The organism is Mesotoga sp. Brook.08.105.5.1 (assembly GCF_002752635.1).
Classification (GTDB): Bacteria; Thermotogota; Thermotogae; order Petrotogales; family Kosmotogaceae; genus Mesotoga.
The window spans coordinates 56,863-80,150 of sequence record NZ_AYTW01000041.1 but is presented as its reverse complement, the minus strand read 5'-3'; the positions used below and the strand labels follow the sequence as shown (position 1 = coordinate 80,150).

Sequence of the window (23,288 nt, the reverse complement as noted above, 5' to 3'; positions counted from 1 at the left end):
TTGAGGGAGTAGGGTCACGAAGTGGCGGAGGGTGTCTGTTTCAAAGAAGAGCATGGAGAGCACAAGAGGAGGAGAGAGTACGAGAAACAGGAGAGAGGGAGTTCTCGCCTTCTCGTGAGCGCAGCGAACGTCTCGACAGTGCTCTTTCCTTAAGAAAAAGGTTCTCGGGTTTGCTTTCAACAAAGTCGGCTCTAAACAGCGTTCAGCGGGTCCTTGATCTTAAGCGTATAGCGGCTCTTCACAGCGTTCAGCGGTCTCGGTCTTCTCGGAGGACGGCGGACCGTTGACGGACAACGTTGTTTTGAACAGCGTTCAGCGGGTCCTTGATCTTAAGCGTATAGCGGCTCTTCACAGCGTTCAGCGGGTTCACCGCTTTTAAGCGTTCAGCGGTCTTGGTCTTCTCGGAGGACGGCAGACCGTTGACGGACAACGTTGTTTTTAAGCGTATAGCGGATCTTCAGGGCGAGATCCCGTGCAGGTACCCTGAACAGGTGCACATCAGGGCAGGCTCTACGGGATGACTGTCCTTTCTTGCTTCAGGTCATCCTGGCAATGTTCAGGCCAGGATCTCGATCTTTGAAACAGTTGCAAGTTCCAAGATGCAAGTTGTGAGTTATAAGAACAAGAGCCAATAAACTCTATAAGTCTCTTGAAATGCTCTTCTTGGTCGGAGGACGGCGGACCGTTGACGGACAACGTTGTTTTGAACAGCATTCAGCGGGTCCTTGATCTTAAGCGTATAGCGGCTCTTCACAGCGTTCAGCGGGTTCACCGTTTTTAAGCGTATAGCGGATCTTCAGGGCGAGATCCCGTGCAGGTGCATCACGGGATGACTGTCCTTTCTTGCTTCAGGTCATCCTGGCAATGTTCAGGCCAGGATCTCGATCTTTGAAACAGTTGCAAGTTCCAAGATGCAAGTTGTGAGTTATAAGAACAAGAGCCAATAAACTCTATAAGTCTCTTGAAATGCTCTTCTTGGTCGGAAAACGGCGGACCGTTGACGGACAACGTTGTTTTGAACAGCGTTCAGCGGGTTCACCGCTTTTAAGCGTTCAGCGGTCTCGGTCTTCTCGGAGGACGGCTCTTAAAAGCGAAAAGCGGTTCTTCCAGCTCATAAGCTTCTTTGGCGAGCGATCTTACACAGAGGGTTTGGGGATAGGTTGACTCATGCGATGAATTATATGATCATTACCCACGGTCTATGAACCCGGAAGCTTTCGAACCTGACTTTTACCTTCGGGAAGTCTTCTCCGAGTGTTACAAACTCGGCCGTGCCGTCAGGATTAAGAAGTACGGTGTCTTCACTGAACAGACCGCCTATCCTTGGACAAAGGACATAGCTGGCAGGAGATCTCATCTCAATAGATGAGTTCGGAGCAAATGAAAATCTTTTCTGAATGTAACCTATGCTTCCCCCGGGGCTGAAGTATGTTATCTCATCTACCGCATTAAGAGCAATATATGCGTTTCTAATCTCTTCGTATACTTCGCCCATGCTCTTTGCCCTCATTATCGCAACAGCAGCCTTGGCGGCAACGCCGGAGGCTCTCTCGTGCTTCTCTTCAATTGAGTGAGGCACGGCTCCAAAGTGGAAGTATCTGCTGAGAGAAACGGAAAGTCCTTGCTTCCTTATTGTCGCCCTGAGCATCAAATAGCGGTCTATCTTTTTTGCTGTTGAAACCGGATAAGGAGACTTTGCAATTCTCTCATCGGAAGCTACGCACAGAGTTGGAGCTTCAAGTCCTGACTCGATGAAGATAGCCCTCAATACTTTTTCGATTTCCAGCTCCGCCATACCGGGCTGCAGTTCAGGTGCAAACTCGCACAAGATATTCTCAGTAAGTTTTCCAACTACTCTCAGACGCAATATCTCTCGATCGTCGAGAATCTGCATTTTCTCATAGAAGGATTTGTCCAAAGGAACATAGTTTGAACAGGAGAGGAAAAGTTCGCAATCTACTGCAGTCTTTCTGAACTTTTCACATATTTTGCTTATTGTCTCCCTGTAGTTTTTATATTCGTCGATAGCAAGTATCTCAATCCCCGCCGGAAGAATCTCGTCCTTGATTCTTTCAGCATCGTAACTTGGACTAAGTGCAACTACCATCGATTCCGTGACTAAAAGCCAGAAGGCTCCGAAGTCAGATGAGGTGTCTATTCTCGGATCGACCTCGCCTTTGAAGAACCACTGAATATTCGAGTTTCTTGTCAAGAGGACTGCTTCTACGGAAGCTTCCCCGATGTATTCTCTGACAACTTCGTGTCTAGTCAAACACACCCCTCCAGCTCACTTTAAACCTATTCTATCAGAGGGGACGAAGAATATTCAGCGAATATGCACTGATAGACTTTCATACTTTGGTTCCTTGTTCCGACGGAATTTGTAAGCATTCAAAATAGACTTCCGTTCTTAGTGATATGGTATAATTGCTGTGATTTCTATAGTTGTTGTATAGAGCAGTTCTGCAATGATTGCTATCGATTCCTTATATAGATTATCATGCGAGGAGGGGATAAAATGCAAATTGGTGAGTATGTTAAAAGCGCCGACTGGAAAAGCGAAAAACACGTGCCGGTTATTGACATCCCTGAAGCTATTAAGCCGGGTGAAGCCTTCAATGTAGAGATCACGGTGGGCAAAGAGATTTCTCACCCAAACACTATCGAGCATCACATCAAATGGTTCGATCTGTACGCAATCTATGATGATGGCCAGTTTCTGATTCATCTGGGTCACGTCGAGTTCACTCCTGTAACAACACAGCCTAAGGCAGTTTTCAATGTGAAACTGGAGAAGTCAGGTTCTCTAATCGCCACCTCTTACTGCAATATACATGGTCTCTGGGAGAGCAGTAAGAGAGTTGATTTCTGATTAAGGAGGTTGGCACGATGAAGTACAGATGCACTATCTGCGGTTATATTTACGATCCCGAAATTGGAGACCCCGATAACGGCGTAGATCCCGGGACCACTTTTGAGGATGTTCCAGAGGATTGGGTTTGTCCGCTTTGCGGAGCTAGCAAAGACGACTTCGAACCAGTCGACTGAGATGAGGCGGGAGAATCACTCCCGCTTTTCTTTACCTCAACGGGGGTGTTATTGTGAAAGATTATGTGATAGCCCTTTCCGGCGAAGCCGGGCAGGGGTTGAATACAATTGGCGATATGCTTGCACTAAGTCTCTTCAGAAATGGCTACTGCATCTTCACAGACAAAAGTTACCACTCAAGAATAAGGGGCGGAGAGTACGTCTACAGAATTCGGATCTCAGAGTCTCCTCTTCACTCGATGCGGCAGGAGTTCGATCTAGTAGTTTCTCTTAGCAAGAATACTACGCTTTCACAGCTCGAGTACTTCCACGATGGGACAACTCTTGTGTTCGATTCCGACTCAGATCGTGTAACACAGGAGGATGTCGATTTCAGGCTCAATGTGAAAGACTTTCCCTTCAAATCGATCGCCAAAGAGGCCGGGGAACCAAGAGCTCAGAATGTTGTTGCGCTGGGTGCTATCCTCAGCCTATTCAAAGTAAAAAAGGAGATTTCTTCTCGACTCATCGAAGAGGTCTTCTCCGGAAAGGAAGAGGTAATCAAACCAAATCTCGAAGCGTTGAAGAAAGGTTACGATCTTCCTCTGTCGATAGAGGTACCCGATTTTGACGTCCAGAAGCACGACTACTTTCTGATGAACGGAACTGAAGGCACAGGTTTGGGAGCGATAGCTGCCGGCTGCAGATTCCTCGCTGCATATCCCATGACACCAGGAACGGGAGTCATGACATTCCTTGCCGCAAACGCTGAGAAGCACGGAATTGTTGTTGAACAAGCCGAAGATGAGATTGCTGCAGTGAATATGGTTATCGGTGGCGCATTCGCGGGGGCTCGTTCTCTTGTCACGACTTCAGGAGGCGGTTTTGCGCTCATGCAAGAAGGTGTCTCACTTGCCGCGATGACTGAGACTCCTCTGGTTATAGTCGATGCTCAGCGTCCAGCTCCGGCAACTGGTCTGCCGACGAGGACGGCTCAAGAAGACCTCCTCTTTGTCGTAAACGCCGGACATGGAGAATTTCCGAAGTACGTTGTCGCACCAAGAACCCCCAAAGACGCCTTCGAGTTAACTGAAAAGGCGTTCTTCATTGCCGACAAATATCAGATTCCTGCGATCATTCTACTAACCGAATCGCTCGTAGACTCCTCGGCAACCGTAGAAGCACCTATACACAAAGACGAGTTGCTCGAGAGGTTCATTGTTGAAGGAGACGAAGGATACCGAAGATTTGAGATTACCGATGACGGCATCTCTCCAAGAGCAGTCCCCGGAGGTAAGGCTTTGGTTAGGGTAGACTCCGATGAACATGATGAATATGGATTCATAACCGAGGACCTCAATATAAGGAAGAAGATGGTCGAGAAGAGAATGAGAAAGATTGATACTCTGCTCGGTGAACTTGCCGCTCCCGCCAAGTTCAATCTCGATGCCCCCTTGATTCTAATAAGTTGGGGCGACAGCTGGGGAGCTATCGACGAGTTTACTGTTGGCAGAAAGGATATTGGTTACGTCCACTACACCGAAGTCTTTCCAATCGATCCCGAGATTAAGGAAGAACTGGAAGGGAAGAGACTTGTTTCCGTCGAAGGGAACTTCACGGGGCAGTTTGCCAGTTTACTGAGGTCGAAGACCGGTCTCCCTATTGAGCACATAGGTAGATACGACGGCCGTCCGATCAGCGCAAACTGGATAGAGAAGACGCTCAAAGAGGAGGGGATTATATGAGTTTTTTGAGAGAAGTTGACCCGGCATGGTGTCCCGGATGCGGGAACTTCCCCCTCAGAATGAATCTTGCGAGCACTCTCGAGGAGATGGGGGTAGATAAGTCTCATTTTGTGATGGTAACCGGAATAGGGCAAGCCGCCAAGATGCCTCACTATTTGGATATCAGTTTCTTCAACGGACTGCATGGAAGAAGCCTTCCAGTTGCCTTTGCAATAAAGGCAGTGAATCCGGAACTCACAGTTATTGCCGAGTCTGGAGACGGAGACATGTACGGTGAGGGTGGAAATCATTTCATTCATGGAATTCGAAGGAATTTCGACGTTACTGTTCTGATTCATGACAACCAGATTTATGGCCTCACAAAGGGGCAGGGATCTCCGACTACCGGTAAAGGCCAGAAGACAAGCTCTCAGCTGCAGGGTGTTATGAACGAGCCGTTGAATCCTCTCGCACTGGCGATAACGATGGACGCCGCCTTCGTAGGCAGAACTTTCACTGGTGACAAGGAACACTTCTTCAAGGTCGTTTCTGCTGCGCTCAATCACAAAGGTTTTTCCGTGGTCGATATAATGCAGCCCTGTGTGACTTTCAACAAAGTGAATACGCTCAAGTTTTACAAGGAAAGGCTTTACGACGTGAGTGAAGAGAACGGCAACTACGATCCCACCGATAAGCCAAACGCCTTAAAGAAGGCCCTAGAATGGGGCGAGAAGATTCCTATGGGAGTTTTGTACTTGAACGAAAAGGAGACGTATCACGAACTCCATCCTGTTCTCAAAAAGAAGATCGTTCTGGCAAATGAGAGAAAGCAGATTGATATTTCTGCTGAGATGGAAGCCTTCAGGTAAAGAGCATAGAGACCCAAGTAAATATCGGTGACAGAATCAGGGCCGGAAGAAAGTTTCCGACCTTGATTTCTTTTATTTCAAGCAGTCTGATTCCCAGCCCGAGAAGCATTAGTCCCCCAACACCGGAGAAATCTCCCATGTATTGAGGGGTCTGTAGAAAGCAAAGAACACCTGCAAGAGATACTAGCCCTCCCTGTACAAGGTATACTGCTGCTGCAGAGAGGAGCACACCCTTCCCGAGAGTCGCGGCAAGCATTACAGATGATATCCCGTCCATAAGGGATTTGATGTAAATAAGCTCATTCTCTCCCGAGAGACCTGCACGTAGCGATCCGATAACCGTCACCGGGCCTGCAACGAAGAGAACCGAAGCAGTTATGAATCCCTTGACGAAGTTTGCATCTTCGCTTCTCTTGCCCACAAGCCTCCCTATCTTCTCCTCAATATCAAAGAATTCTCCTACAGCCCCTCCGACAATAAGACTACCGAGCACGACGAGGACGCTGTTGGTATCGAGAAACATGCTAATTCCCAGACCCATTGTCAGGAGTCCTATTACTTGAAAGAAGACCTTTCTATAGCGCTCCTTCAGAAGTTTTCCACCGAAGAGTCCTAACAATGATCCGATGATTACAGCGACGGTATTGACAATGACAGAAATATTCAACATCTCTTATCTCTCCTAATGAATAGAATCAACTCTTCTTCGCTTTGAGGGAAGCGGCGGAAAAGTTTGTAGTAGTTTAGCAGATACCGCTCCTTCTCTTCAAGTCGCTCCCGATGAAGATTAAGGTCAACATAGTCAGCAACAGTAACAAAAAAGTCAATTCTTCCATCTTTGAGATTCATAACATGTGTCGCTAAGTCCATAACCTCTGCCGGCCAGTGGGTCGCCACTACGACCGTCTTGTTTTCACTCTTTTCTACGTTCAAAATCTGCCGTACGGTTGCGACCGCCTTTTCATCTAGGCCGGATGTCGGTTCATCCAACAAGATGATCTCTCTATCGAGCGCGATTATCGAGGCGATTGCGACAAGTCTCTGTTCGCCGCCGGAAAGAGATAGAGGTCTCCTCGTTCCGAACTCGGCAAGATCAAAGCCTATCGATTCGACTATTTCTTCCAGACGTCTGGAAGCATTTCTTCCCGATCTCCTGATACCGAACTCTATCTCCTCTTTCACCGTGGCGTTGAAAAAACAATCCTCGGGATACTGGAAGATCATCGAGGAGATCGAAGAGAGGTCGCGGGATTCGCAATCAATTGTTCCTTCATCGGGTTCGATGAGACCGCAGAGAAGCTGGAGAAGTGTAGTCTTACCGGCACCGGTCCTTCCAGTAAGTATCACGAAGTCTCCCCGCTTCAAATCAAACGAAATCTTCTCAAGAGCCGGAATCCTCGAGTCCTTGCCCGGTCCCCTATAGGCGAATGATGCTTTACGAACCTTCAGCATGACTGGACTATCTCAAAAGGAACCGACATCCCGGCTTCATAGAATACCGAAGGAGTCCTCTTGAGTTCTTCAATACCCCCGTCGAAGAGCTTTCTCCTGTTTCCGATTATCACGAAGCGATCAAAGCCCACGACTTCAGAGAACCTATTAGTTGCGAATAGTAAAGAAGTCTCTGAACCGACAATTTCTGAAACCGTTTGCAGTATACTCTCTCTATCTTGCCTATCCATCATAGAAAGAGGTTCATCAAGCAGCAGAATAGATGGTTCCGAAATCAAGGCGGCAGCAATGGATACGAGCTGACGCTGCCCACCCGAAAGCGTAAGGATGTCTCGATCCAAAATCTCCGTTAAGCCGAATTTCCTGGCAGATTGCTGGATTCTTTCGAAAATTCTGTTCCTGTCCAGTTGCAGAGATTGAAGCGGAAAGGCAAGATTCTCTTCCACGGTCGCGCCAAAAAGTGCAGACTCGGGATTCTGAAAGACCATTCCGATTCCGCCATCTAAAGTAATCTTCCCAGAACTGAATCTTTTCAGGCCGGCAATCGTTCTAAGAAGGGTTGTCTTCCCCGAACCATTTCGTCCAAGAAGCGCTACGCTTTCTGCCTTTGAAACATCGAAAGAAAAGCTTTCCAGGATCTTTCTTCCATCGGCATGCACGGTTACAGCTTCAAGAGACAGAAGAATATCACAGCTTTCTCGAGACATAGACTCTTATACCGCCTGATTTCGTCGTAGTAATAACATTTCCGAAAGTCGTTTTCATTATCCCTTCAAGTCTCGACCCGCCCTTATTATGATAGGCGACTATCTGAAGTCTTCCATTTTCAGTTAAGAATTTCGGCGCTTCACAAATCAGCTTTTCCCAAACCGCTTTACCCGCAGCCATGGGTGGATTAGAGAGAATCGAATCGAATCGAAAACCCTCCCATGGATCGTAGAGGTCGCCTTTGCGGATGTCAGCTAGCAGATTGAAGTCCCTCGCATTGATCTTCGAAAAAGTCACCGCCCTGGTATTAGTGTCACTCATGAAAAGCTTTAGGTCGGGGTTTTCAAGTTTGAGGGTTATTCCTATTGGCCCGTAGCCACAGCCCAAATCCAGAAGATTCTCTTGGCCGTCCAAAACGCAGTTTTCAATCAGTATAAGAGAGGCCCTATCGGCTTTTCCGAAGGCAAAGACGCCATCCGGACTCTTAAAGGAATACGAATGACCGTTCTTCAGCCTGAACGTGGCGGGTTTAACTCTTTCCGGAGCTTCCGTCTGGTCCGTATAATAGTGCCGAAAGTCTTCTCTCATCCAAGTCTGCCCAGCTTTCTTCCTCCGAGTATATGGAAGTGGAGATGCTCGACTTCCTGACCGGAATCGCTGCCTTGATTGACTATGAGCCTGTATCCGCTGCTTTTTATTCCTTTTGACTCGACGATCTCATTCACCAGTGAGAACAGACTCTTGACGGCTACTCCATCACATTCTGCCAGCTCTTCGAGTTTCGCGATATGCCTTCTTGGAACGATTAGAATATGGGCCGGAGCCGAAGGATTGATGTCGTCAAATGCCACGAAAGTTTCGTTCTCTGCAATGTAACTGCTCTTGATTTCTCCGTTGGCGATTTTGCAGAAGATGCAGTCCAATGATCTCACTCCCTATCAATATAGTGATTCTTCATTATCTCTACAAGTAGATCCGCGGACCTTCCCGAAAGATTCGCGAAGTTCCTGTCGAAGTCTCTATTGGACTGTTCGTCAGCTCTGTCGAGAATAGTCTTCAGGACGATAAATCCGCAACCGTTCTCGTAAGCGACTTTTGCGAATGGTGCCGAATCCATGTCAAGTGCAAGTCCTCCATATGAGGAGTGCACTTCATCTCTTATAGATGAGTTTGCAACTACTGCATCGCCGGATAGAATCTTTCCAAACTTTCCTGCCTTGAAATATACTCTGAGGAACCTCATAAGAAGACTGTCCGATGCCTTCATAACCATCTTACCTTCGCTGAGAGGAAAGACTGTGTCGTACTCCTCGAATTCAGTGCCGACTACAACGTCACCAATTTCCACGGACTCATCTATCCCAGCCGCACCCGAAGTAAGGACCGCAAGTCTTGGGCTGAATCGATCTATCATCCTTTGTGTGATCATTGAGACCTCGACTTTGCCCACAAACCCTCCGCAGGCCACGACTTCGTTATTGCCTATTACTCCTCTGCAGTAGTGCCTTCCAAGAATCTCGCCCGATTCGAGGACAAGCATACTGTCCATCACAGGTCTTACTTCTGGAAGAAAGACGCCGAGAGCAAGAATCATGTCAACACCTCCATAGAGGATTATAACAAATAGGGGACCTCCGGTCCCCTATTCTTCTTCGTCGTCCTCGTCCGATATCTCTTTCACGAGTTCAGCCCAGGATTTGTTCACCTCTTCGAACTCCTCATCTTCAACGGAATATAGGTAGGGATTCTCATCGTCATCGTATTCAACTCTAAAAACAATGTACCCATCTTCTTCTCCGGCCAGTGAGACATCCTGTCCTTCTTCATAGAACTCCTCGACGACCCAGTAAAGCTTTCCATCGCTCTCAAGCTCGGCAATTACGTCGAAATGATGTTCTACTCCTTCTTCATCTGTGACCGTAAATCTGTCAAACTCAGCATCCTCTCCATGATCATGATCACAGTCAGGATCTGTACATTCGTCGCAGTCATGCATTTCAAGTTCTTCTCTTTCTTCCATCATAAACCTCCATTATTTCGCGATTCGGTTCATACTAACATAGTAACGTTGAAGACGCAACTTGATGACCGATGAATAATCGTATACACTGTATCTGGAGTGTGAAGGCAGTGCTTGAAATCGAGAGAAAGTTCCTCTTTGGAAAAGATTTGCCAGTAGAAATTATCGAAGAGGCAGAAAGACACCAGTTGATTATTCAGTGGTATCTAGAGCATCCCGATAGGCGGAGAATAAGACTCGGAGTTGATGAATCTGAGATTTTTCTAATTGAGACCGTGAAATCTGGGAGCGGTCTCGTTAGAGAAGAGGAGGAAAAGTATCTCGATCCTGCCAAGATCACCGAGATAGCTGAACAACTCAAAACATCCAGGGCAGTTATTAAATCGAGGCATATTTTTGCTCGCATGCAAGTTGAGGGTGTAATTGACTGGTATCTTCTTCCCCAGATGGGGTATGTTTTTGAAGTTGAAACGTCCAGTCCATTTGTGAGACTTCCCGATCCATGGGAATACTGGATGCAGCCGCAAGAAGGGTTTAGAGAAGTCACCGAAGAACCATATTACACAGCTAGATCTCTCGCAGTGGTTGTTCACGACATTGAAAACATCTTTCCTATGAGTTTGCCACTGATTAGCAAAAAACAGATGAAAAAATTTGAGATGCTCCTGAAACTGATCTACTAGAGCCCTAGCCCTTATCTATTTGAAGTGCAGAAGTAAGCAGTTCCAGATAGCTCTTATCGCTGTTCATTGTACGGAGGGACAGATCCACGACGAAAACTCCATGCACTGAAATCTTCTTCCCCTTTGAATCTTTGTAGCCAGCTCCATCATGAATAGCGAAGAATCTCCCGTTGTCCTGACCGAGATAGATCAGCGTATGGCCCGGCATATACAGTGGATTTCCGGGTCTTAGGGACCGCAACTGAATCTTCCTTTCTTCTGAATTTCCCTCGAAGAGAATTTTGTTCTTGGATCCCAGCATTTCCTGAGCCCAAGCATCTCTGGGAAGTACGAGACCAAAAGAGGCGAAGATATCCTGAACGAATCTCGAACAGTCCCTCCTGTTGTAGAGGCCTCCCCAGCCGTAACGCTCGCCGAGCATCTTGAAGGCTTGATTTAATATCTCCCTGCCGGTGAGCTTCAAGTTCCCGATTCTTACATCTTCGCTCATTCTCACAAGGCCTTTTCGAAAACTCAGCGAGCCCAACCTCTCTCTTGCAGGAATCTTGACTGTGAAACAACCAAATGGTCCTTGCGCATGGAGATTCTCGCTTTCTTCGGGATCCTCAAGAGGGAGTTTGTCTCCCATTTGCAGAAACAAACCCGAAGAATTTAGTTCAAAGGGGTCAGGCTCGATCTCTACTCTGCTGCCAGTTGCAAGGAGGAAGTTACTCGACCGGTAGAAGTTCTGTACAGAGAGCCTGCTTTCCGTAACGGCAGAATCATTTGCCTTCAGCCAGCCTCTGTAACCTGGGGTTTGAACGAAAAGCCACGAAGTGTCCCTGCTGCGCGCTAGAACCACAAATGGTGTCCCAAGGCTTACAGAAGTCAACTGGAGGCGGTCATTGTCGATATACTCGTCGCAGGAAATGAAATCTGTGGGAAGCGCTCTCAGATGAGTCCTCCGAGTCACGATGCCAAACTTCTCGGCAATATCCTGATCAAGGATAGCGGTAGCATTGTCAACGATGTCTCCGCGAATTCCCGAAGGGACAATCTCTCCTTCATTGCTCAAAAGAGGAGTTTGCATGAAGTGCTCGGGAATTGAACCGTTGATCATTGCTCTTACTTCATCAAACACAAGTCTCAAAGGAAAGTTTTCGAGCTTACAGGCAAATGCAGCGCGACCAGAAGCTTCAGCGCGTGAGATAACCGATCCGTTGAAAGCATGAATCTCATCCTCACTCAGCCACTCTTCATCTGGATCTGTCATCTTCTCGCACCAGAAGTTCGATTGCTGCATCTCTTTTGAAACGTTCTCCGGAAAGACCATGTACCGCTCAGAAGCCTTCTTCATCTTCGAAAACACCCCTTCCCGCTGCCTATTTGATTGCTCCCACTGTAATTCCTTGCAGGAAGTACCTCTGGAAGGCAAGGAAAACAATGATCATAGGAATTGCCGAGTAAGTAGCACTGGCCATTAGATACGAATACTGCATTGGAACCTGTTCCTGCAAGAGAGAGAGTCCTGCCTGAAGAGTTCTCATCTCCGAAGTGTTAGTAACAATCAGCGGCCAGAGAAAACTGTTCCACTGCCCCATGAAAGTGAAAATCCCCAGCACCGCCATTGCAGGCTTTGAAATAGGCACGATTATCTTCGTGAATGTCCTGAATTCGCTTGCACCATCGATTCTCGCCGCCTCGATGATCTCGGTTGGAACAGAGACCATAAACTGTCTCATCAGAAATACTCCGAAAGGAGCAGCAATCGCAGGCAAGATCAGCGCCTGATATGTGTCTACCATACCCATTTTCGAGATCAGGATGTATAGAGGCACAAGTGTTACCTGCGTAGGTATCATCATCGATGCAATGTATATAGAGAAGATCACTTTGCTTCCTGGGAATTTCTTCTTTGCAAGGGCGTAACCGGCCATGGCACAAACAAAGATCTGAGCAAGTGTGACCGTACCCGCAACTATGAAGCTGTTCAGAGTCCATCTGAATATTATCTTCCTTTCGAAAAGGTCCTTGAAGTTCTGGAGAGTAGGATTCTTTGGTATGATATCCGGAGGGAACTTCATGGTCAAAGATGGCTGAGTAAAGGCAGTGGCCACCATCCAGTATAGAGGAATGAAGGCGAGGGAAGCGAGTACTCCGAGAATCACCAAAGAGATCGCCTTTTTTATATTAGTCTTGGTCTTTGCTTTCATAACCGATCACCTCAATACTCCACATTGGATCCCAGCCACTTGAACTGGATTATTCCAAGTACAACCAGGATTGCGAACATAACCATTGACATTGCAGAAGCAAGCCCAAGGTTATAGTTCTTGAAGGCAGTTTCATAAATCAAATAGGCAATTGTCGTTGTTGAGAACTCTGGACCACCGCTTGTCATAATGTAGATATTCGAAAAGGTCTGAAAGTTCGCGATCGTTCCCATAACGAGAGCATAGAGGATAGTTGGCTTCAACAAAGGCACCGTGATCTTTCTGAAGACCGTCCATGAGCCTGCGCCTTCCAGTGTGGCAGCCTCAAAGTAGTATTCGGGGATCGATGCCATCGCTGCCGAAAGAAGAACTATAGTCGAACCTCCCCCCATTATTACCTGCATAATTATCAGCGATGGCATTGCCGTCAAGGACCTTCCAAGCCATACTACCGGTTCCAGCCCGAGAACGGTCATAAAATAGTTCAGAAGTCCGAAGTTCGGATTGAAAACCCATAGCCAGATCATTGAAATGATGACGGTAGAAGTTACATGCGGCAGATAGAAGGCCGCTTTGAAAAAAGTTCTTATGCCTTTTCTGAACGGGTAGATGAGCACTGTAACAAGCAAAGCCTTTCCGAGCCATAGAGGAACAACACCGAATGTGTAAAAAAAGGTATTCTTAAGAGATTTCAGAAAGAGCCAATCGCTCAGAATGCGTTTATAGTTGTCGAACCAGATAAATGTCTGTGAGAAGACGTTGTACTTGAACATACTGAGGTACATGCCCCAGCCAACCGGTACAAGAAAGAATACTGCAAACAGGGCAAAATGCGGAAGAATGAAGAGATATCCCGATCTACCCCTCCACACGTCGTTCAAGGTAGTTTTCCGTCTTATTGGTTTAACTGGAATCTGCTCCAAATCGATCACCCCATTAAACGGGAACAGCCCCGTGCCCTCAGGGGCGGGGGGCTGTTCCCTTCAACTCATCTGCTCAAAAATAGTAAGAGAGCGCCCGGTTCGCCTCGGTCACAAAACTATCGAGGGCCTCCTGAGCGGTCTTTGTCTTACCAAAGGCTCCCTGCATAGAACTGGTGAAGAACTTGGATATCTCCGACCAAGGGAAGCTCTGAGAACCAAAGAAGTCCATACCTGTCTCATCCATTATTCTTGCAAAAGTCTGAGCCTGTTCGTTGAGATAGTCGTCGTTCTGGAAGAGTATCGCATTAACGGACTTTCTCGCCGTAAGATAAGTCAAGCTTTCCAGCAGCGCCGTGTTCTCCTTGTTTGTCAGGAATTTCGCAAACTCCATTACGGCGTCCCTCTTTGCTTTGTCGTTCTGCTTGAAGACAACAAAGCCGCTGGCAGTAGCGTATGACGCACCCTTCTTTCCTTCAACGTGAGGGAATGGGGCAATTACCGGATAGAATGACTCTGTGAGCTGACCGGATTTTACGTATCGTGTGATTCTACCGATCTCGTAAGGACCGCCAAATCCGATGCTCGTTCTGTGAGAATGGAAGTTACCTATAACATCATATACTCCCATCGCTTCAACGGCACTAGGAGCGACCTTGTGTACTTCAACTAGATCGAGAAGGAACTGAAGACCTGCAACTGCCTCAGGAGTATTGAAAGTAACCTTCGTCTCATCTTCATTAGTCAGTTTCGCTCCATGTGCATAGATGAAATTCATAAGGTTGTGCGTGTCCTGCGCTCCGAAGCTGATTGCATAATGGTCAATCTTGCCGTCGCCGTCGGAATCCCATGTAAGCTTCTTGGCGATTTCGACAAACTCTTCCATTGTCCAGCCCTCTTCTACTATCTTTCGCCAGTCGACGCCGGCCTTCTCGAAATCGGGAGTGTAGAGAAGCATGCTGGTTCCCATGCCATTCGTCCCGAGGTTCCATGGCCAGATGTAGTGCTTACCGTCGACATAACCTGTCTCGAGAGCAAGATCGTAGAAGTCTTCAAGGTCTTCGGGAGAGATGTAATCATCGATCGGCTCGAGCAGTCCCGCTCCTACCCATCTGTTGTCCCAAACGGGGCCTTTGAAGATGTCGGGCTGAGTTCCGGTCGCGATGGCCGCAGCCATCTTCTGTGAATACTCCGTGTTTCCGACAACTACGTACTTAACCTCAACGTCCGGATGAAGTCTCATGAACTCCTCGGCAGCCCACTTCGGGAAGTCCTCTTCCGTCGGAGCCTTATCGGCCGGGAAGCCTGGAGGTGCAATTCTCCACGGGTTGATCCACCAGGTGATTGTGATCTTCCCGAGCGCAGAAATTGGAACAGCGAGCATCAACAATACAAGAAGAATAACGCTAAGCCTTTTCATAAAAACACCCCTTTCGATGTGAAGTTAACTCAAAGGTACTCCTTGAGTCTTTCTCGTAGACTCGATGGATCTGTGAATTGAAAAGCGATAATTCCCATATCTGCCGCCGCTTTCACATTTCTTGCCGTATCATCTGTGAAGAAAGCCTCCTCAGGCCCGCAATCCTCTTCATGAAGAATATGTCTGTAGAATCGTCTATCGGGTTTCGCAAACCCAATAATGTGCGAGGCGTAGACCCTGTCAAAGATGTTGTAATCGCCTCTTGACCTATGTACCTCGTAATGTGGTTCAATTGTGTTTGTTCCGGCAATCACTCTATATCTCTTACGCAACTGCTTAATTATTTCTATGGTCTCTTCAACTGGGGTGGGCTTGAAGAACATCTCCCAGATATTCCCCGGAACCGGTCTGCCCAGCTTTCTGGAGAGAGAAAAAACAAACTCCCCAACAGTTATCCTTCCGGTCTGCAAGGCAGTAAGGTTTTCCGTCTCGGCAATTTCGACGAAATCGTGTTCAGAAATCCCCAAGAAGTTTCTAATAGCTGGAACTACGCTGGTATTATCGGCTATTACTCCTCCCACATCGAAAACAAAAAGCTTCAAGACGACCTCCCGGTAATGTCTTTACAAGAGTACAACGAATGGACATTAACAGCAGAAAATGGCTATAACTCCCATTCGTAACAACCCTAAAAAAGAAGATACCAAAGTGTACTTTAATATAATACTATTTTGAGGGACGAGAAATCAAGTTTTCGCGTCGATGGCGACTGGAGAAGGGCGCAAAAAGCAAAGGGCTTTGGTTATAATCAAGATGAATCAACATTTTACGGAGGTGTTTCTTGAACCCTTTAATCTACAACCTCGGTCGATGCGGTCTCTTTGATGGGATAACAGTGGGACAGCTTGAGAGGATATTTGGTTGTGTGAGACACAGAGTAACCTTCTTCCTGCAAGGGGAGTTGATCGAAGAACAGAATGCTCTCTGCGATGAAATGTTGATACTTCTTCAGGGTAGTACCAAAGCTCAAATGCAAGATTTCTCAGGGAAAGCAATAACCATAGAAACGATGGAAGCACCCTCAATTCTTGCATCTGGCTTTCTCTTCGCCACAAAGAACGTAATACCGGTCGACATAGTCTCAACCGACAAGAGCGCTGTTCTGTACATTGAAAGGGATGGAATAATCTGGCTCTGTAGAGAGTATGAGGTTTTTCTGAGAAACCTGCTGAGAGACATGGGGGACAGACTCACCACACTGGCTGAGAAAATCTGGATGCTGTCTCTCAACACGCTTAACCAACGGCTCGCTAATTTCCTTCTGAGACAAAGCGAAGACCTGGGTAACGAGTTTGAGCTGAAGAGCACTAAAGAAGAGCTTGCCGATGCTCTGGGAGTTGCCCGTCCATCTCTTTCGAGAGTATTCGCCAGTTTTGTCGGTGAGAATATAATCAGACAGGAAGGCAAACTGATCAAGATATTGGATAGAGAAGCTCTGAAGAGAATCACGGGCGCTGTTTGAGGAGCTGTTCGATTTACCAAGCGGTTGAAGCAGTATCAGTTATGCTCTTTCCGCATTTTTAGGATCGCAGATCTAACTCGTAGCGTTCTGGGCCTGGAGTTTCCTTAAGGTCGATCGATGTTTCTAACATGATTTCATTCTGATAGTATTGATGTGTCAAGAGGAGGCGGTGTTATGGAAATAGGGATTTTTGGTCTGCCATTGAGTGGAAAGAGTACACTGTTCACCCTCCTAACCGGTGTTGAACCCCATTCAAGTCACAAAAACGAGGCCCATACAGCTGTTGCTAAAGTCCACGATAGGAGAGTAGACGAGCTTTCGAAGATCTTCAATCCGAAGAAGACTGTATATGCAACCGTTTCATTTACGGACATTCCTGGATACGACCTTTCCTCCAACCAGAAGGAAAAGAATCGAGTTCTCCAGTTCATACAGAACTCTGAAGCGGTTCTTGCAGTAGTAAGGGCGTTCAAGGACGCCTCAGTTCCCTGGCCAACCGAAGCCTACACACCTGTCAAGCAGCTGGAGACCATAGTGACAGAGCTTCTGGTTCGTGATATGGAGGTAGTTGAAAACCGGCTCGCAAGGCTTGAAGAAGCAAAAAAGAAACGAAAACTTTCAACAGAAGAGGAAAGAGAGATAGAACTTCTTCACCTGATCGAAAAGGGCTTTGAAGACAACAGCTTTGCCTCCCAAATCGATTTTGCAGAGGAAGACCTGAAGTTGCTCGGTTCGCTCGCCCTCTTCACAGCCAAGCCTATCATCGTTGCAATAAATCTCGATGAAAATCAGTTCTCCTCGGGTGAATATCCAGAGAGAGATTTGCTGCTCTCGAGAATAGACGAGAGTGGATTCGCGCACATAGAACTCTCTGGAAAGATTGAAGCAGAACTTGTGGAACTTTCAGATGAGGACAGGGAGATGTTCATGGAGGAACTCGGAATCTCCGAAAGTGGTATAGAAAGGCTTTCGAGAGTCGTGTATCGACACATGGGACTTATTTCCTTCTTGACCGTCGGCGAAGACGAGGTGAGAGCCTGGACCATAAAGAAGAACACCCCTGCAAAAGCTGCGGCTGGAAAGATACACACAGATCTCGAAAGAAGCTTCATAAGGGCGGAAGTGATACCATACGAGGAATTCATGACAGTGAGGAGTATGCAGGAAGCGAAGTCCAGGGGCATGGTTAAGGTTGTTGGAAAAGAGGAGATAGTCAAGGATGGTGACATCTTCCATGTCCTGGCCAATGCCTGATTTCACCTCTCTGAAGCTTGTAGATACTCACGCTCACATTTCCTTTTCTCAGTTCGACCATGACAGAGGAAGGATAATCGACCAGATAGAAGAGGACACCATCTCTCTTCTTATAGAGGTTGGAACCAATGTAAAGGACTCTCGAAGGGCGTCCGACACCGTGTGCGGTTTAAAGAACGCTTTTTTCTCCGCCGGGGTCCATCCCCACGACAGCAGCGAGCTCGATGAACAGGGAGTGCTTACACTTGAAAAACTCCTCTCTCATCCTAAGGCCGTCGCTCTAGGAGAAATGGGCCTCGACTACTTCAGAAACCTGTCTCCAGTCGATGCGCAGATCAACGCCTTCGAAATACAGCTAGAGCTTGCATCGAAACTGGGAAAGCCCGTAATTATTCACGTGCGCGATGCATACAACGAAGCCTACGAGATAATAAAGTCAACAGGATACTTCAACGGAGTAATTCATGCCTTTTCCGGTGATCTCGAGTTTGCCAGGAAGTTTGTCGATCTAGGCCTGTTCTTGGGAATAGGTGGACCGGTGACGTATAAGAAGAACGATGAACTAAGAAGAGTTGCGAGAGAGATTCCCCTTGAGAGGCTTCTCTGCGAGACAGACTGTCCGTATCTTCCACCGGTTCCCTTAAGAGGAAAGCGGAATGAGCCATACTACGTGGGGTATGTTATCGAAGAGATAGCCGCTCAGAAGAATATTCCGGCTGTAGACTGTTCCGTAAAGCTTTTCGAGAACGCTCTCGAGCTTTTCTCACTAAAATCATAGGGAGGTACTATGGGAAGACTCGAAGAGTTCAGGCGTTTCCGAGAGAAAATGAATAACAGAATTCTAGAAACTGGTAATATTGAGACGAAGCGTTTTTTCTCGCTCGATGGAGCCGTTTACAAAGACGGGGCTCTCGATTCGAAAACGAAAGAGCTTATGGGATTGGTCGCTTCTGCAGTACTCAGGTGCGATGACTGCATTGCGTATCATATAATCCAGTGTAAAGCTACCGGTTCAAGTCGTGAAGAGATTATGGAGGCGCTCAATGTCGCACTAGTAGTCGGAGGCTCAATCGTCATACCACATTTTCGCAGGGCAGTTGAGCTGCTAGACGAACTGGAGGCAGAGTAATGCCCGGAAGACTGTTCTTATTCGATGGAACCGCGATTTTCTACCGCGGTTATTATGGAATTGATGTCACCCTCACTAATTCGAAGGGAGAGCCGACCAATGCTCTCTTCGGAACGGCCAGGATGCTTTCGAAGTTCACGAAAGAGAGAATGAAGGAAGGCGACTACGCAATCTTCGCCTTTGACAGAAAAGAAGAGACGAAGCGTCACAAGGCATACGAGGCCTACAAAGCTACAAGAGAAGCGATGCCTGATGCTCTTGTTGCACAGTTGAGGGATATTCCCGAGCTCGTCGAAGCGTTCGGAATCAAGTTCCTTTCGATTGCCGGGCTTGAGGCCGATGATATAGTTGCAACAGCGGCAAAACGTTATAGAAATGACGTCGACGAAGTGCTGGTCATTACGGGAGACAAGGATCTTCTTCAGCTTGTAGATGATAAGATACGCATTTTGCGTTTCGTTACAGGCCTTACCGATCTCGAGCTTTATGACAAGAAGAGAGTGCTGTCGAAGTTCGAACTCGAGCCAGAGAGGCTTCACGCCCTTCTATCTCTTGCAGGGGATTCATCCGACAACATCCCCGGGATTCCGGGAATCGGAATAAAGACTGCTCAGAAGCTTCTGAAGGAGTATGGCGATATCGACGGCATTTACGAGAACATAAGACAGTTGAGTCCGGGACTTAGGAAGAAGCTAATTGACGGGCGAAACTCGCTGGAATTGTCGATGGAACTCGTCAGACTCTTAGATGATGAAGACTTGAAGATCACTCTGGATGATATAAAATACCAAGGCTACAGAAAGAGTGATCTTCGGAAAGTTCTGCTCAAGTTGGAGTTCTCCTCGATAATCAATGAGTATAGTCTGATCGATGAAGCAGATGACTCGCTTTTGGATATAGACGGATACAGACTCTTGAAGAGCGAAAAGGAGCTCGAAAAGCTGTTTGCCAGGATGCGCGAAAATCCTCTGTTCGCGATTGACCTCGAGACTTCCTCGCTGGATCCTCATTCAGCCGAGATAGTAGGCATTTCTGTCTCTTTTGAGGAAGGGACCGGGTACTATATACCAATCGCTCACAAGTCAAATGAATGGCAGGCTGACAAAGATAAGGTTCTCGAGAGACTAAAAGAGCTGCTCGAAGACGAAGCGACGAAAGTGATCGGTCAAAATCTGAAGTTCGACTATTCGGTACTGTCGGTAAACGGCATTCATCCGGTCGACCCTGAGTTTGATACTATGATTGCAGCTTATCTGCTCTCTCCGGATACAAAACGCTTTAATCTTGACGAACTGGCGCTGAAGTTTCTTGGATACAAGACGATCAAATTCGAAGACCTTATGAAGAGGAACCAGTTGGGCACTGATTTTTCAAAAGTGCCGCTGGAAGAGGCGGCACGTTATTCTGTTGAAGATGCAGACATCTCTCTGAGGCTTTCTGGTGTTTTGAGAAAGAAGATATACGAACAGGAGCTCGAGGAGATTCTCAGAGACATAGAGTTGGCTTTGATTCCTGTGCTTGCCGATCTAGAATTGAACGGAGTGTACTTCGACATTCCCTCGCTCAACGGCCTGTCAAAGAAGTACGGAAAGATTCTTGACAAGATTCTTGAAGATCTCTTCACTTTGACCGGGGAGCAGTTCAATCCTAACTCTCCTTCTCAAGTGGGTCGTGTCCTTTTCGACAGACTGGGACTCGCTCCTTCGAAGAAGACCAAGAGCGGCTCTTATTCAACAAGCGCGTACGCTCTTGAAGAGCTCGCAGGGGAACACCCGGCGGTTCAGAAGCTTCTTGACTACAGGAAGTACCAGAAGCTGAAGGGAACGTATCTCGATTCGCTTCCTGCTCTTGTGAACAGCGTGACGGGAAGAATACACACAAGTTACCATCAGACGGGAACGGGAACGGGAAGGCTTTCAAGCAGTAATCCAAATATGCAGAATCTTCCAATAAGAGATGAAGAGGGAAAGGAAATAAGAAAGTGCGTTGTTCCCCAGAAGAAAGGCTGGAAAATAGTCAGCGCAGACTATTCTCAGATTGAGCTCAGAATTCTCGCACATCTTAGCCAGGATGAGCAATTGCTAGATGCCTTCAAGAACGAGAGAGATGTTCACAGCCTCACTGCTTCAAATCTTTATGGAGTCAAGGGAAGCGATGTAACAGAAGAGCAGAGGAGAATAGGAAAAATGGTGAACTTCTCGATAATTTACGGCATCTCTTCTTACGGACTTGCAAATAGGCTGAAGATCCCTTCCAATGTCGCCGAGGAAATGATTTCCAATTACTTCAAAGCCTATCCACAGGTAAGGTCCTTCATTTCCAATACCATCTCTGAGGCCAAAGAGAAGGGCTTTGTCAGAACTATGTTTGGAAGAAGGCGAGAGATACCGCAGTTTAAGACTAGGAATCGAAACGTCATTCAGGAAGGCGAGAGAATTGCCATTAACACTCCTATTCAAGGAACAGCTGCAGATATAATGAAGATGGCTATGATAAAGATCTATAAGCTTCTCAACGAAAACAGCATGGAGAGCTTTGCCATTCTTCAGGTCCACGATGAGATGGTTTATGAAGCTCCCGAAAGTGAGCTTGATAGACTCAAAGAGATTCTGAAGGAGGGAATGTCAAAAGTTGTAACTTTGAGTGTTCCTCTGGATATCGAAATCTCTGTAGGTGACTACTGGTGTTGATAAGGAGAGCAAATACAGTTGAAGGATAAGAGAAGTAAGATCGACTGGACGGCTCTCTCATCGCTCTATCAGTTTGCAGTTATTGTAATTGCTAATATAATGGTCTCAGGAGGTATTGGCTACCTTTTTCATAAGTACGTCGGAATGAATAGACTCTGGATTTCGTTTTTCATGCTTTTCGGAGCTTTTTCAGGCATATATAATGGGATTAGATATTTGATGAAAGAGGCAGAGAGATATGACAGAAACAAGGACAATGATGATCAAGACATCGATAATACTGGCAGTCCTGGCAATGGTTGAAAGCGCCGTCCTTGCATTAACACCTCTGGGCGAGTCAGAACTGGGTGTCTTCTACGGAACATTGTTTGCCATGATCGGTTTGCTCCTGCTAAACTATGATGCACACACTCTAATCAGGGAAAAGAAGAGGGTTCCCGCTGGCTTTATTGCAAGATACGTGCTGTACGGTATCTGTTTTGCAACTGCAGCCACCATCTCCCTCGAGTTTTTTCTTGGAAGCTTTCTCGGAGTGATGAATCTGAAAATCGCCGCAATTGCTTTTGGGGGGTGGCTCTGTGAAACTTAATCTCACTAAGTCTGACAAGATCTTCCTCGGGGTTGTCTTTGGCGGATATGTTGCAGTGATTATCTATATAGTTGCCACGGGCTACAAGTTCCAGCTTGAAGGCGTTGGGCAGCGATGGATATATCAACTGCCGTTTGGAGAAGGGCCGCTCAGCAGGATCAATCCACTAACAATAATCATGACGTGGGTGGTAATGGGGATAGTGATCTTCATGGCAACCAGGGTGAAGGTTTTCAAGCTCGTGCCCGGCAAAAAGCAAAGTCTTCTGGAGGCGTTGCTCGACTATATCTACGATCTCGTGAAGGATTCAGTTTCGAGAAAGGAGTTTGTGAGGCCGATATTCGATATTGCAGCCTCTCTGTTTCTGTTCGTAATCGTCTCAAACTTCATCGGAAGCTTCCCTGGAATAAACGCCATTCCTCTCGAAAGTGGAGGAGTGAAGTTCACAATTCTTTCAGACAGCTGGTACGCTCCTACCTCGGATCTGAACATGAATCTTATGCTCGCCTTCTTCGTTTTTGTCATGAGTCACGTCTACGCGATAAAAGTGAAAGGGTGGAAGAGTTGGGGAAAGAGTTTCTTTGAACCAATATGGTGGATGTTTCCCATTAACATCATCGGAGAAATCGCAAAACCATTATCACATGCTTTGAGGCTTTTCGGAAACATCATGGGCGGATCGATACTGATACTTATTCTTGGCTATCTTGTGAAGTACTTTGTTTTGCCTGCAGCTCTGTGGGGTATTTTCGGACTCTTCTTCGGGGCGATCCAGGCGCTTATCTTCACAATACTCGCAATTGCATATATTAGCTCATTAATAGAGTAAGGAGGTTTTCACAGTGGATATTGGAGAAGGCTTGATGCTGATGGGAAAGTTCATTGGTGCCGGACTGGCAATGGGCATAGGTGCTATCGGTGCCGGTATCGGTGAAGGTAGAATCGGTGCAAGTGCTATGGAGGCAATGGCAAGACAACCGGAAATGATCGGTACTTTGACCACGAGGATGATTCTTGCAGACGCTATCGCTGAAACAACTGGAATCTATTCGCTTGTTATAGCGTTCATGATTCTTCTCGTAGTCTAAA

Annotated in this window: 27 protein-coding genes; 14 read left to right on the top strand and 13 right to left on the bottom strand. The window is 46.9% G+C overall.

Going from position 1 to position 23,288, the window contains the following annotated elements:
* Window positions 1-1,177 precede the first annotated feature (1,177 nt).
* The gene (locus tag V512_RS12385; RefSeq protein WP_243392429.1) at window positions 1,178-2,278 is read right to left on the bottom strand and encodes a M24 family metallopeptidase; all 1,101 of its coding nucleotides are present in this window, start codon (window positions 2,276-2,278) and stop codon (window positions 1,178-1,180) included.
* A gap of 240 nt (window positions 2,279-2,518) precedes the next feature.
* Between V512_RS12385 and V512_RS12380 the strand changes: the two genes are divergently transcribed.
* From V512_RS12380 to V512_RS12365, 4 genes are read left to right on the top strand one after another with little or no spacing between them, the layout of a single operon-like run.
* Window positions 2,519-2,872, top strand: coding sequence for a class II SORL domain-containing protein (locus V512_RS12380; RefSeq protein WP_099830766.1), 354 nt, complete (start codon window positions 2,519-2,521; stop codon window positions 2,870-2,872).
* Between the two features lie 17 nt (window positions 2,873-2,889).
* Window positions 2,890-3,048 (top strand): rubredoxin, encoded by a 159-nt coding sequence (rd, locus tag V512_RS12375; RefSeq protein ID WP_099830765.1) that lies wholly within the window; start codon window positions 2,890-2,892, stop codon window positions 3,046-3,048.
* A 53-nt stretch (window positions 3,049-3,101) separates the two neighbouring features.
* Window positions 3,102-4,772: a 2-oxoacid:acceptor oxidoreductase subunit alpha gene (locus V512_RS12370; protein WP_099830764.1), complete on the top strand. Its 1,671-nt coding sequence runs from the start codon at window positions 3,102-3,104 to the stop codon at window positions 4,770-4,772.
* Window positions 4,769-5,620 (top strand): thiamine pyrophosphate-dependent enzyme, encoded by an 852-nt coding sequence (locus V512_RS12365; RefSeq protein WP_099830763.1) that lies wholly within the window; start codon window positions 4,769-4,771, stop codon window positions 5,618-5,620. Before V512_RS12370 ends, V512_RS12365 begins: the two co-directional genes overlap by 4 nt.
* Here the strand turns inward: V512_RS12365 and V512_RS12360 are convergent.
* Genes V512_RS12360 through V512_RS12330 form a run of 7 tightly spaced genes read right to left on the bottom strand, consistent with a single transcriptional unit; the run spans window position 5,613 to window position 9,800 of the window.
* Entirely contained in the window at window positions 5,613-6,290 is a 678-nt protein-coding gene (locus V512_RS12360; RefSeq protein ID WP_099830762.1) for a DUF554 domain-containing protein, read from the bottom strand. The genes V512_RS12365 and V512_RS12360 overlap by 8 nt on opposite strands.
* Window positions 6,284-7,072, bottom strand: a complete 789-nt coding sequence (locus V512_RS12355) for an ABC transporter ATP-binding protein (RefSeq protein WP_099830761.1) — start codon at window positions 7,070-7,072, stop codon at window positions 6,284-6,286. Before V512_RS12355 ends, V512_RS12360 begins: the two co-directional genes overlap by 7 nt.
* Window positions 7,066-7,779, bottom strand: coding sequence for an ABC transporter ATP-binding protein (locus tag V512_RS12350; RefSeq protein ID WP_099830760.1), 714 nt, complete (start codon window positions 7,777-7,779; stop codon window positions 7,066-7,068). Before V512_RS12350 ends, V512_RS12355 begins: the two co-directional genes overlap by 7 nt.
* Window positions 7,760-8,368, bottom strand: a complete 609-nt coding sequence (locus V512_RS12345) for a methyltransferase (RefSeq protein ID WP_099830759.1) — start codon at window positions 8,366-8,368, stop codon at window positions 7,760-7,762. Before V512_RS12345 ends, V512_RS12350 begins: the two co-directional genes overlap by 20 nt.
* Window positions 8,365-8,712 (bottom strand): histidine triad nucleotide-binding protein, encoded by a 348-nt coding sequence (locus tag V512_RS12340; RefSeq protein WP_243392428.1) that lies wholly within the window; start codon window positions 8,710-8,712, stop codon window positions 8,365-8,367. Before V512_RS12340 ends, V512_RS12345 begins: the two co-directional genes overlap by 4 nt.
* Window positions 8,709-9,374 carry a 5'-methylthioadenosine/S-adenosylhomocysteine nucleosidase gene (locus tag V512_RS12335; protein ID WP_099830757.1) on the bottom strand — a complete coding sequence of 222 codons (666 nt, stop codon included), beginning with the start codon at window positions 9,372-9,374 and terminating at the stop codon, window positions 8,709-8,711. The genes V512_RS12340 and V512_RS12335 overlap by 4 nt, the downstream gene beginning before the upstream one ends.
* A gap of 48 nt (window positions 9,375-9,422) precedes the next feature.
* The gene (locus V512_RS12330; protein WP_099830756.1) at window positions 9,423-9,800 is read right to left on the bottom strand and encodes a DUF1292 domain-containing protein; all 378 of its coding nucleotides are present in this window, start codon (window positions 9,798-9,800) and stop codon (window positions 9,423-9,425) included.
* Between the two features lie 110 nt (window positions 9,801-9,910).
* On the opposite strand from V512_RS12330, the gene V512_RS12325 reads away from it, so the two are divergent.
* Entirely contained in the window at window positions 9,911-10,483 is a 573-nt protein-coding gene (locus tag V512_RS12325) for a hypothetical protein (RefSeq protein WP_099830755.1), read from the top strand.
* A 4-nt stretch (window positions 10,484-10,487) separates the two neighbouring features.
* Here V512_RS12325 and V512_RS12320 read toward each other — a convergent pair whose 3' ends face one another.
* From V512_RS12320 to V512_RS12300, 5 genes are all read right to left on the bottom strand, one after another.
* Window positions 10,488-11,819: an SH3 domain-containing protein gene (locus tag V512_RS12320; RefSeq protein ID WP_099830754.1), complete on the bottom strand. Its 1,332-nt coding sequence runs from the start codon at window positions 11,817-11,819 to the stop codon at window positions 10,488-10,490.
* A gap of 25 nt (window positions 11,820-11,844) precedes the next feature.
* A complete protein-coding gene (locus V512_RS12315) occupies window positions 11,845-12,675 on the bottom strand; it encodes a carbohydrate ABC transporter permease (RefSeq protein WP_099830753.1) in 831 nt (276 codons plus the stop codon).
* Between the two features lie 11 nt (window positions 12,676-12,686).
* A complete protein-coding gene (locus V512_RS12310) occupies window positions 12,687-13,607 on the bottom strand; it encodes a sugar ABC transporter permease (RefSeq protein WP_243392427.1) in 921 nt (306 codons plus the stop codon).
* Window positions 13,608-13,671: 64 nt separating this feature from the next.
* Window positions 13,672-15,015: a sugar ABC transporter substrate-binding protein gene (locus V512_RS12305; RefSeq protein WP_099830751.1), complete on the bottom strand. Its 1,344-nt coding sequence runs from the start codon at window positions 15,013-15,015 to the stop codon at window positions 13,672-13,674.
* A gap of 29 nt (window positions 15,016-15,044) precedes the next feature.
* On the bottom strand, window positions 15,045-15,617 hold the full coding sequence (locus V512_RS12300; protein ID WP_099830750.1) for an HAD family phosphatase: 573 nt from the start codon (window positions 15,615-15,617) through the stop codon (window positions 15,045-15,047).
* Between the two features lie 239 nt (window positions 15,618-15,856).
* Here V512_RS12300 and V512_RS12295 point away from each other — a divergent pair, with 239 nt between their 5' ends.
* From V512_RS12295 to V512_RS12255, 9 genes are all read left to right on the top strand, one after another.
* Entirely contained in the window at window positions 15,857-16,537 is a 681-nt protein-coding gene (locus V512_RS12295; protein WP_099830749.1) for a Crp/Fnr family transcriptional regulator, read from the top strand.
* A 174-nt stretch (window positions 16,538-16,711) separates the two neighbouring features.
* Window positions 16,712-17,791, top strand: a complete 1,080-nt coding sequence (locus V512_RS12290) for a DUF933 domain-containing protein (protein ID WP_099830748.1) — start codon at window positions 16,712-16,714, stop codon at window positions 17,789-17,791.
* On the top strand, window positions 17,757-18,569 hold the full coding sequence (locus V512_RS12285; protein ID WP_243392426.1) for a TatD family hydrolase: 813 nt from the start codon (window positions 17,757-17,759) through the stop codon (window positions 18,567-18,569). Before V512_RS12290 ends, V512_RS12285 begins: the two co-directional genes overlap by 35 nt.
* A 9-nt stretch (window positions 18,570-18,578) precedes the next feature.
* The gene (locus V512_RS12280; protein WP_099830747.1) at window positions 18,579-18,920 is read left to right on the top strand and encodes a carboxymuconolactone decarboxylase family protein; all 342 of its coding nucleotides are present in this window, start codon (window positions 18,579-18,581) and stop codon (window positions 18,918-18,920) included.
* Window positions 18,920-21,610, top strand: a complete 2,691-nt coding sequence (gene polA / locus V512_RS12275; RefSeq protein ID WP_099830746.1) for a DNA polymerase I — start codon at window positions 18,920-18,922, stop codon at window positions 21,608-21,610. Before V512_RS12280 ends, polA begins: the two co-directional genes overlap by 1 nt.
* A gap of 18 nt (window positions 21,611-21,628) precedes the next feature.
* Window positions 21,629-21,913, top strand: coding sequence for an AtpZ/AtpI family protein (locus V512_RS12270; protein WP_243392425.1), 285 nt, complete (start codon window positions 21,629-21,631; stop codon window positions 21,911-21,913).
* Window positions 21,849-22,199: a hypothetical protein gene (locus tag V512_RS12265; RefSeq protein WP_099830745.1), complete on the top strand. Its 351-nt coding sequence runs from the start codon at window positions 21,849-21,851 to the stop codon at window positions 22,197-22,199. Before V512_RS12270 ends, V512_RS12265 begins: the two co-directional genes overlap by 65 nt.
* The gene (gene atpB, locus V512_RS12260) at window positions 22,189-23,028 is read left to right on the top strand and encodes a F0F1 ATP synthase subunit A (protein ID WP_099830744.1); all 840 of its coding nucleotides are present in this window, start codon (window positions 22,189-22,191) and stop codon (window positions 23,026-23,028) included. Before V512_RS12265 ends, atpB begins: the two co-directional genes overlap by 11 nt.
* A 13-nt stretch (window positions 23,029-23,041) precedes the next feature.
* A complete protein-coding gene (locus V512_RS12255) occupies window positions 23,042-23,287 on the top strand; it encodes a F0F1 ATP synthase subunit C (protein WP_099772236.1) in 246 nt (81 codons plus the stop codon).
* The last annotated feature ends 1 nt before the right edge of the window (window position 23,288 follow it).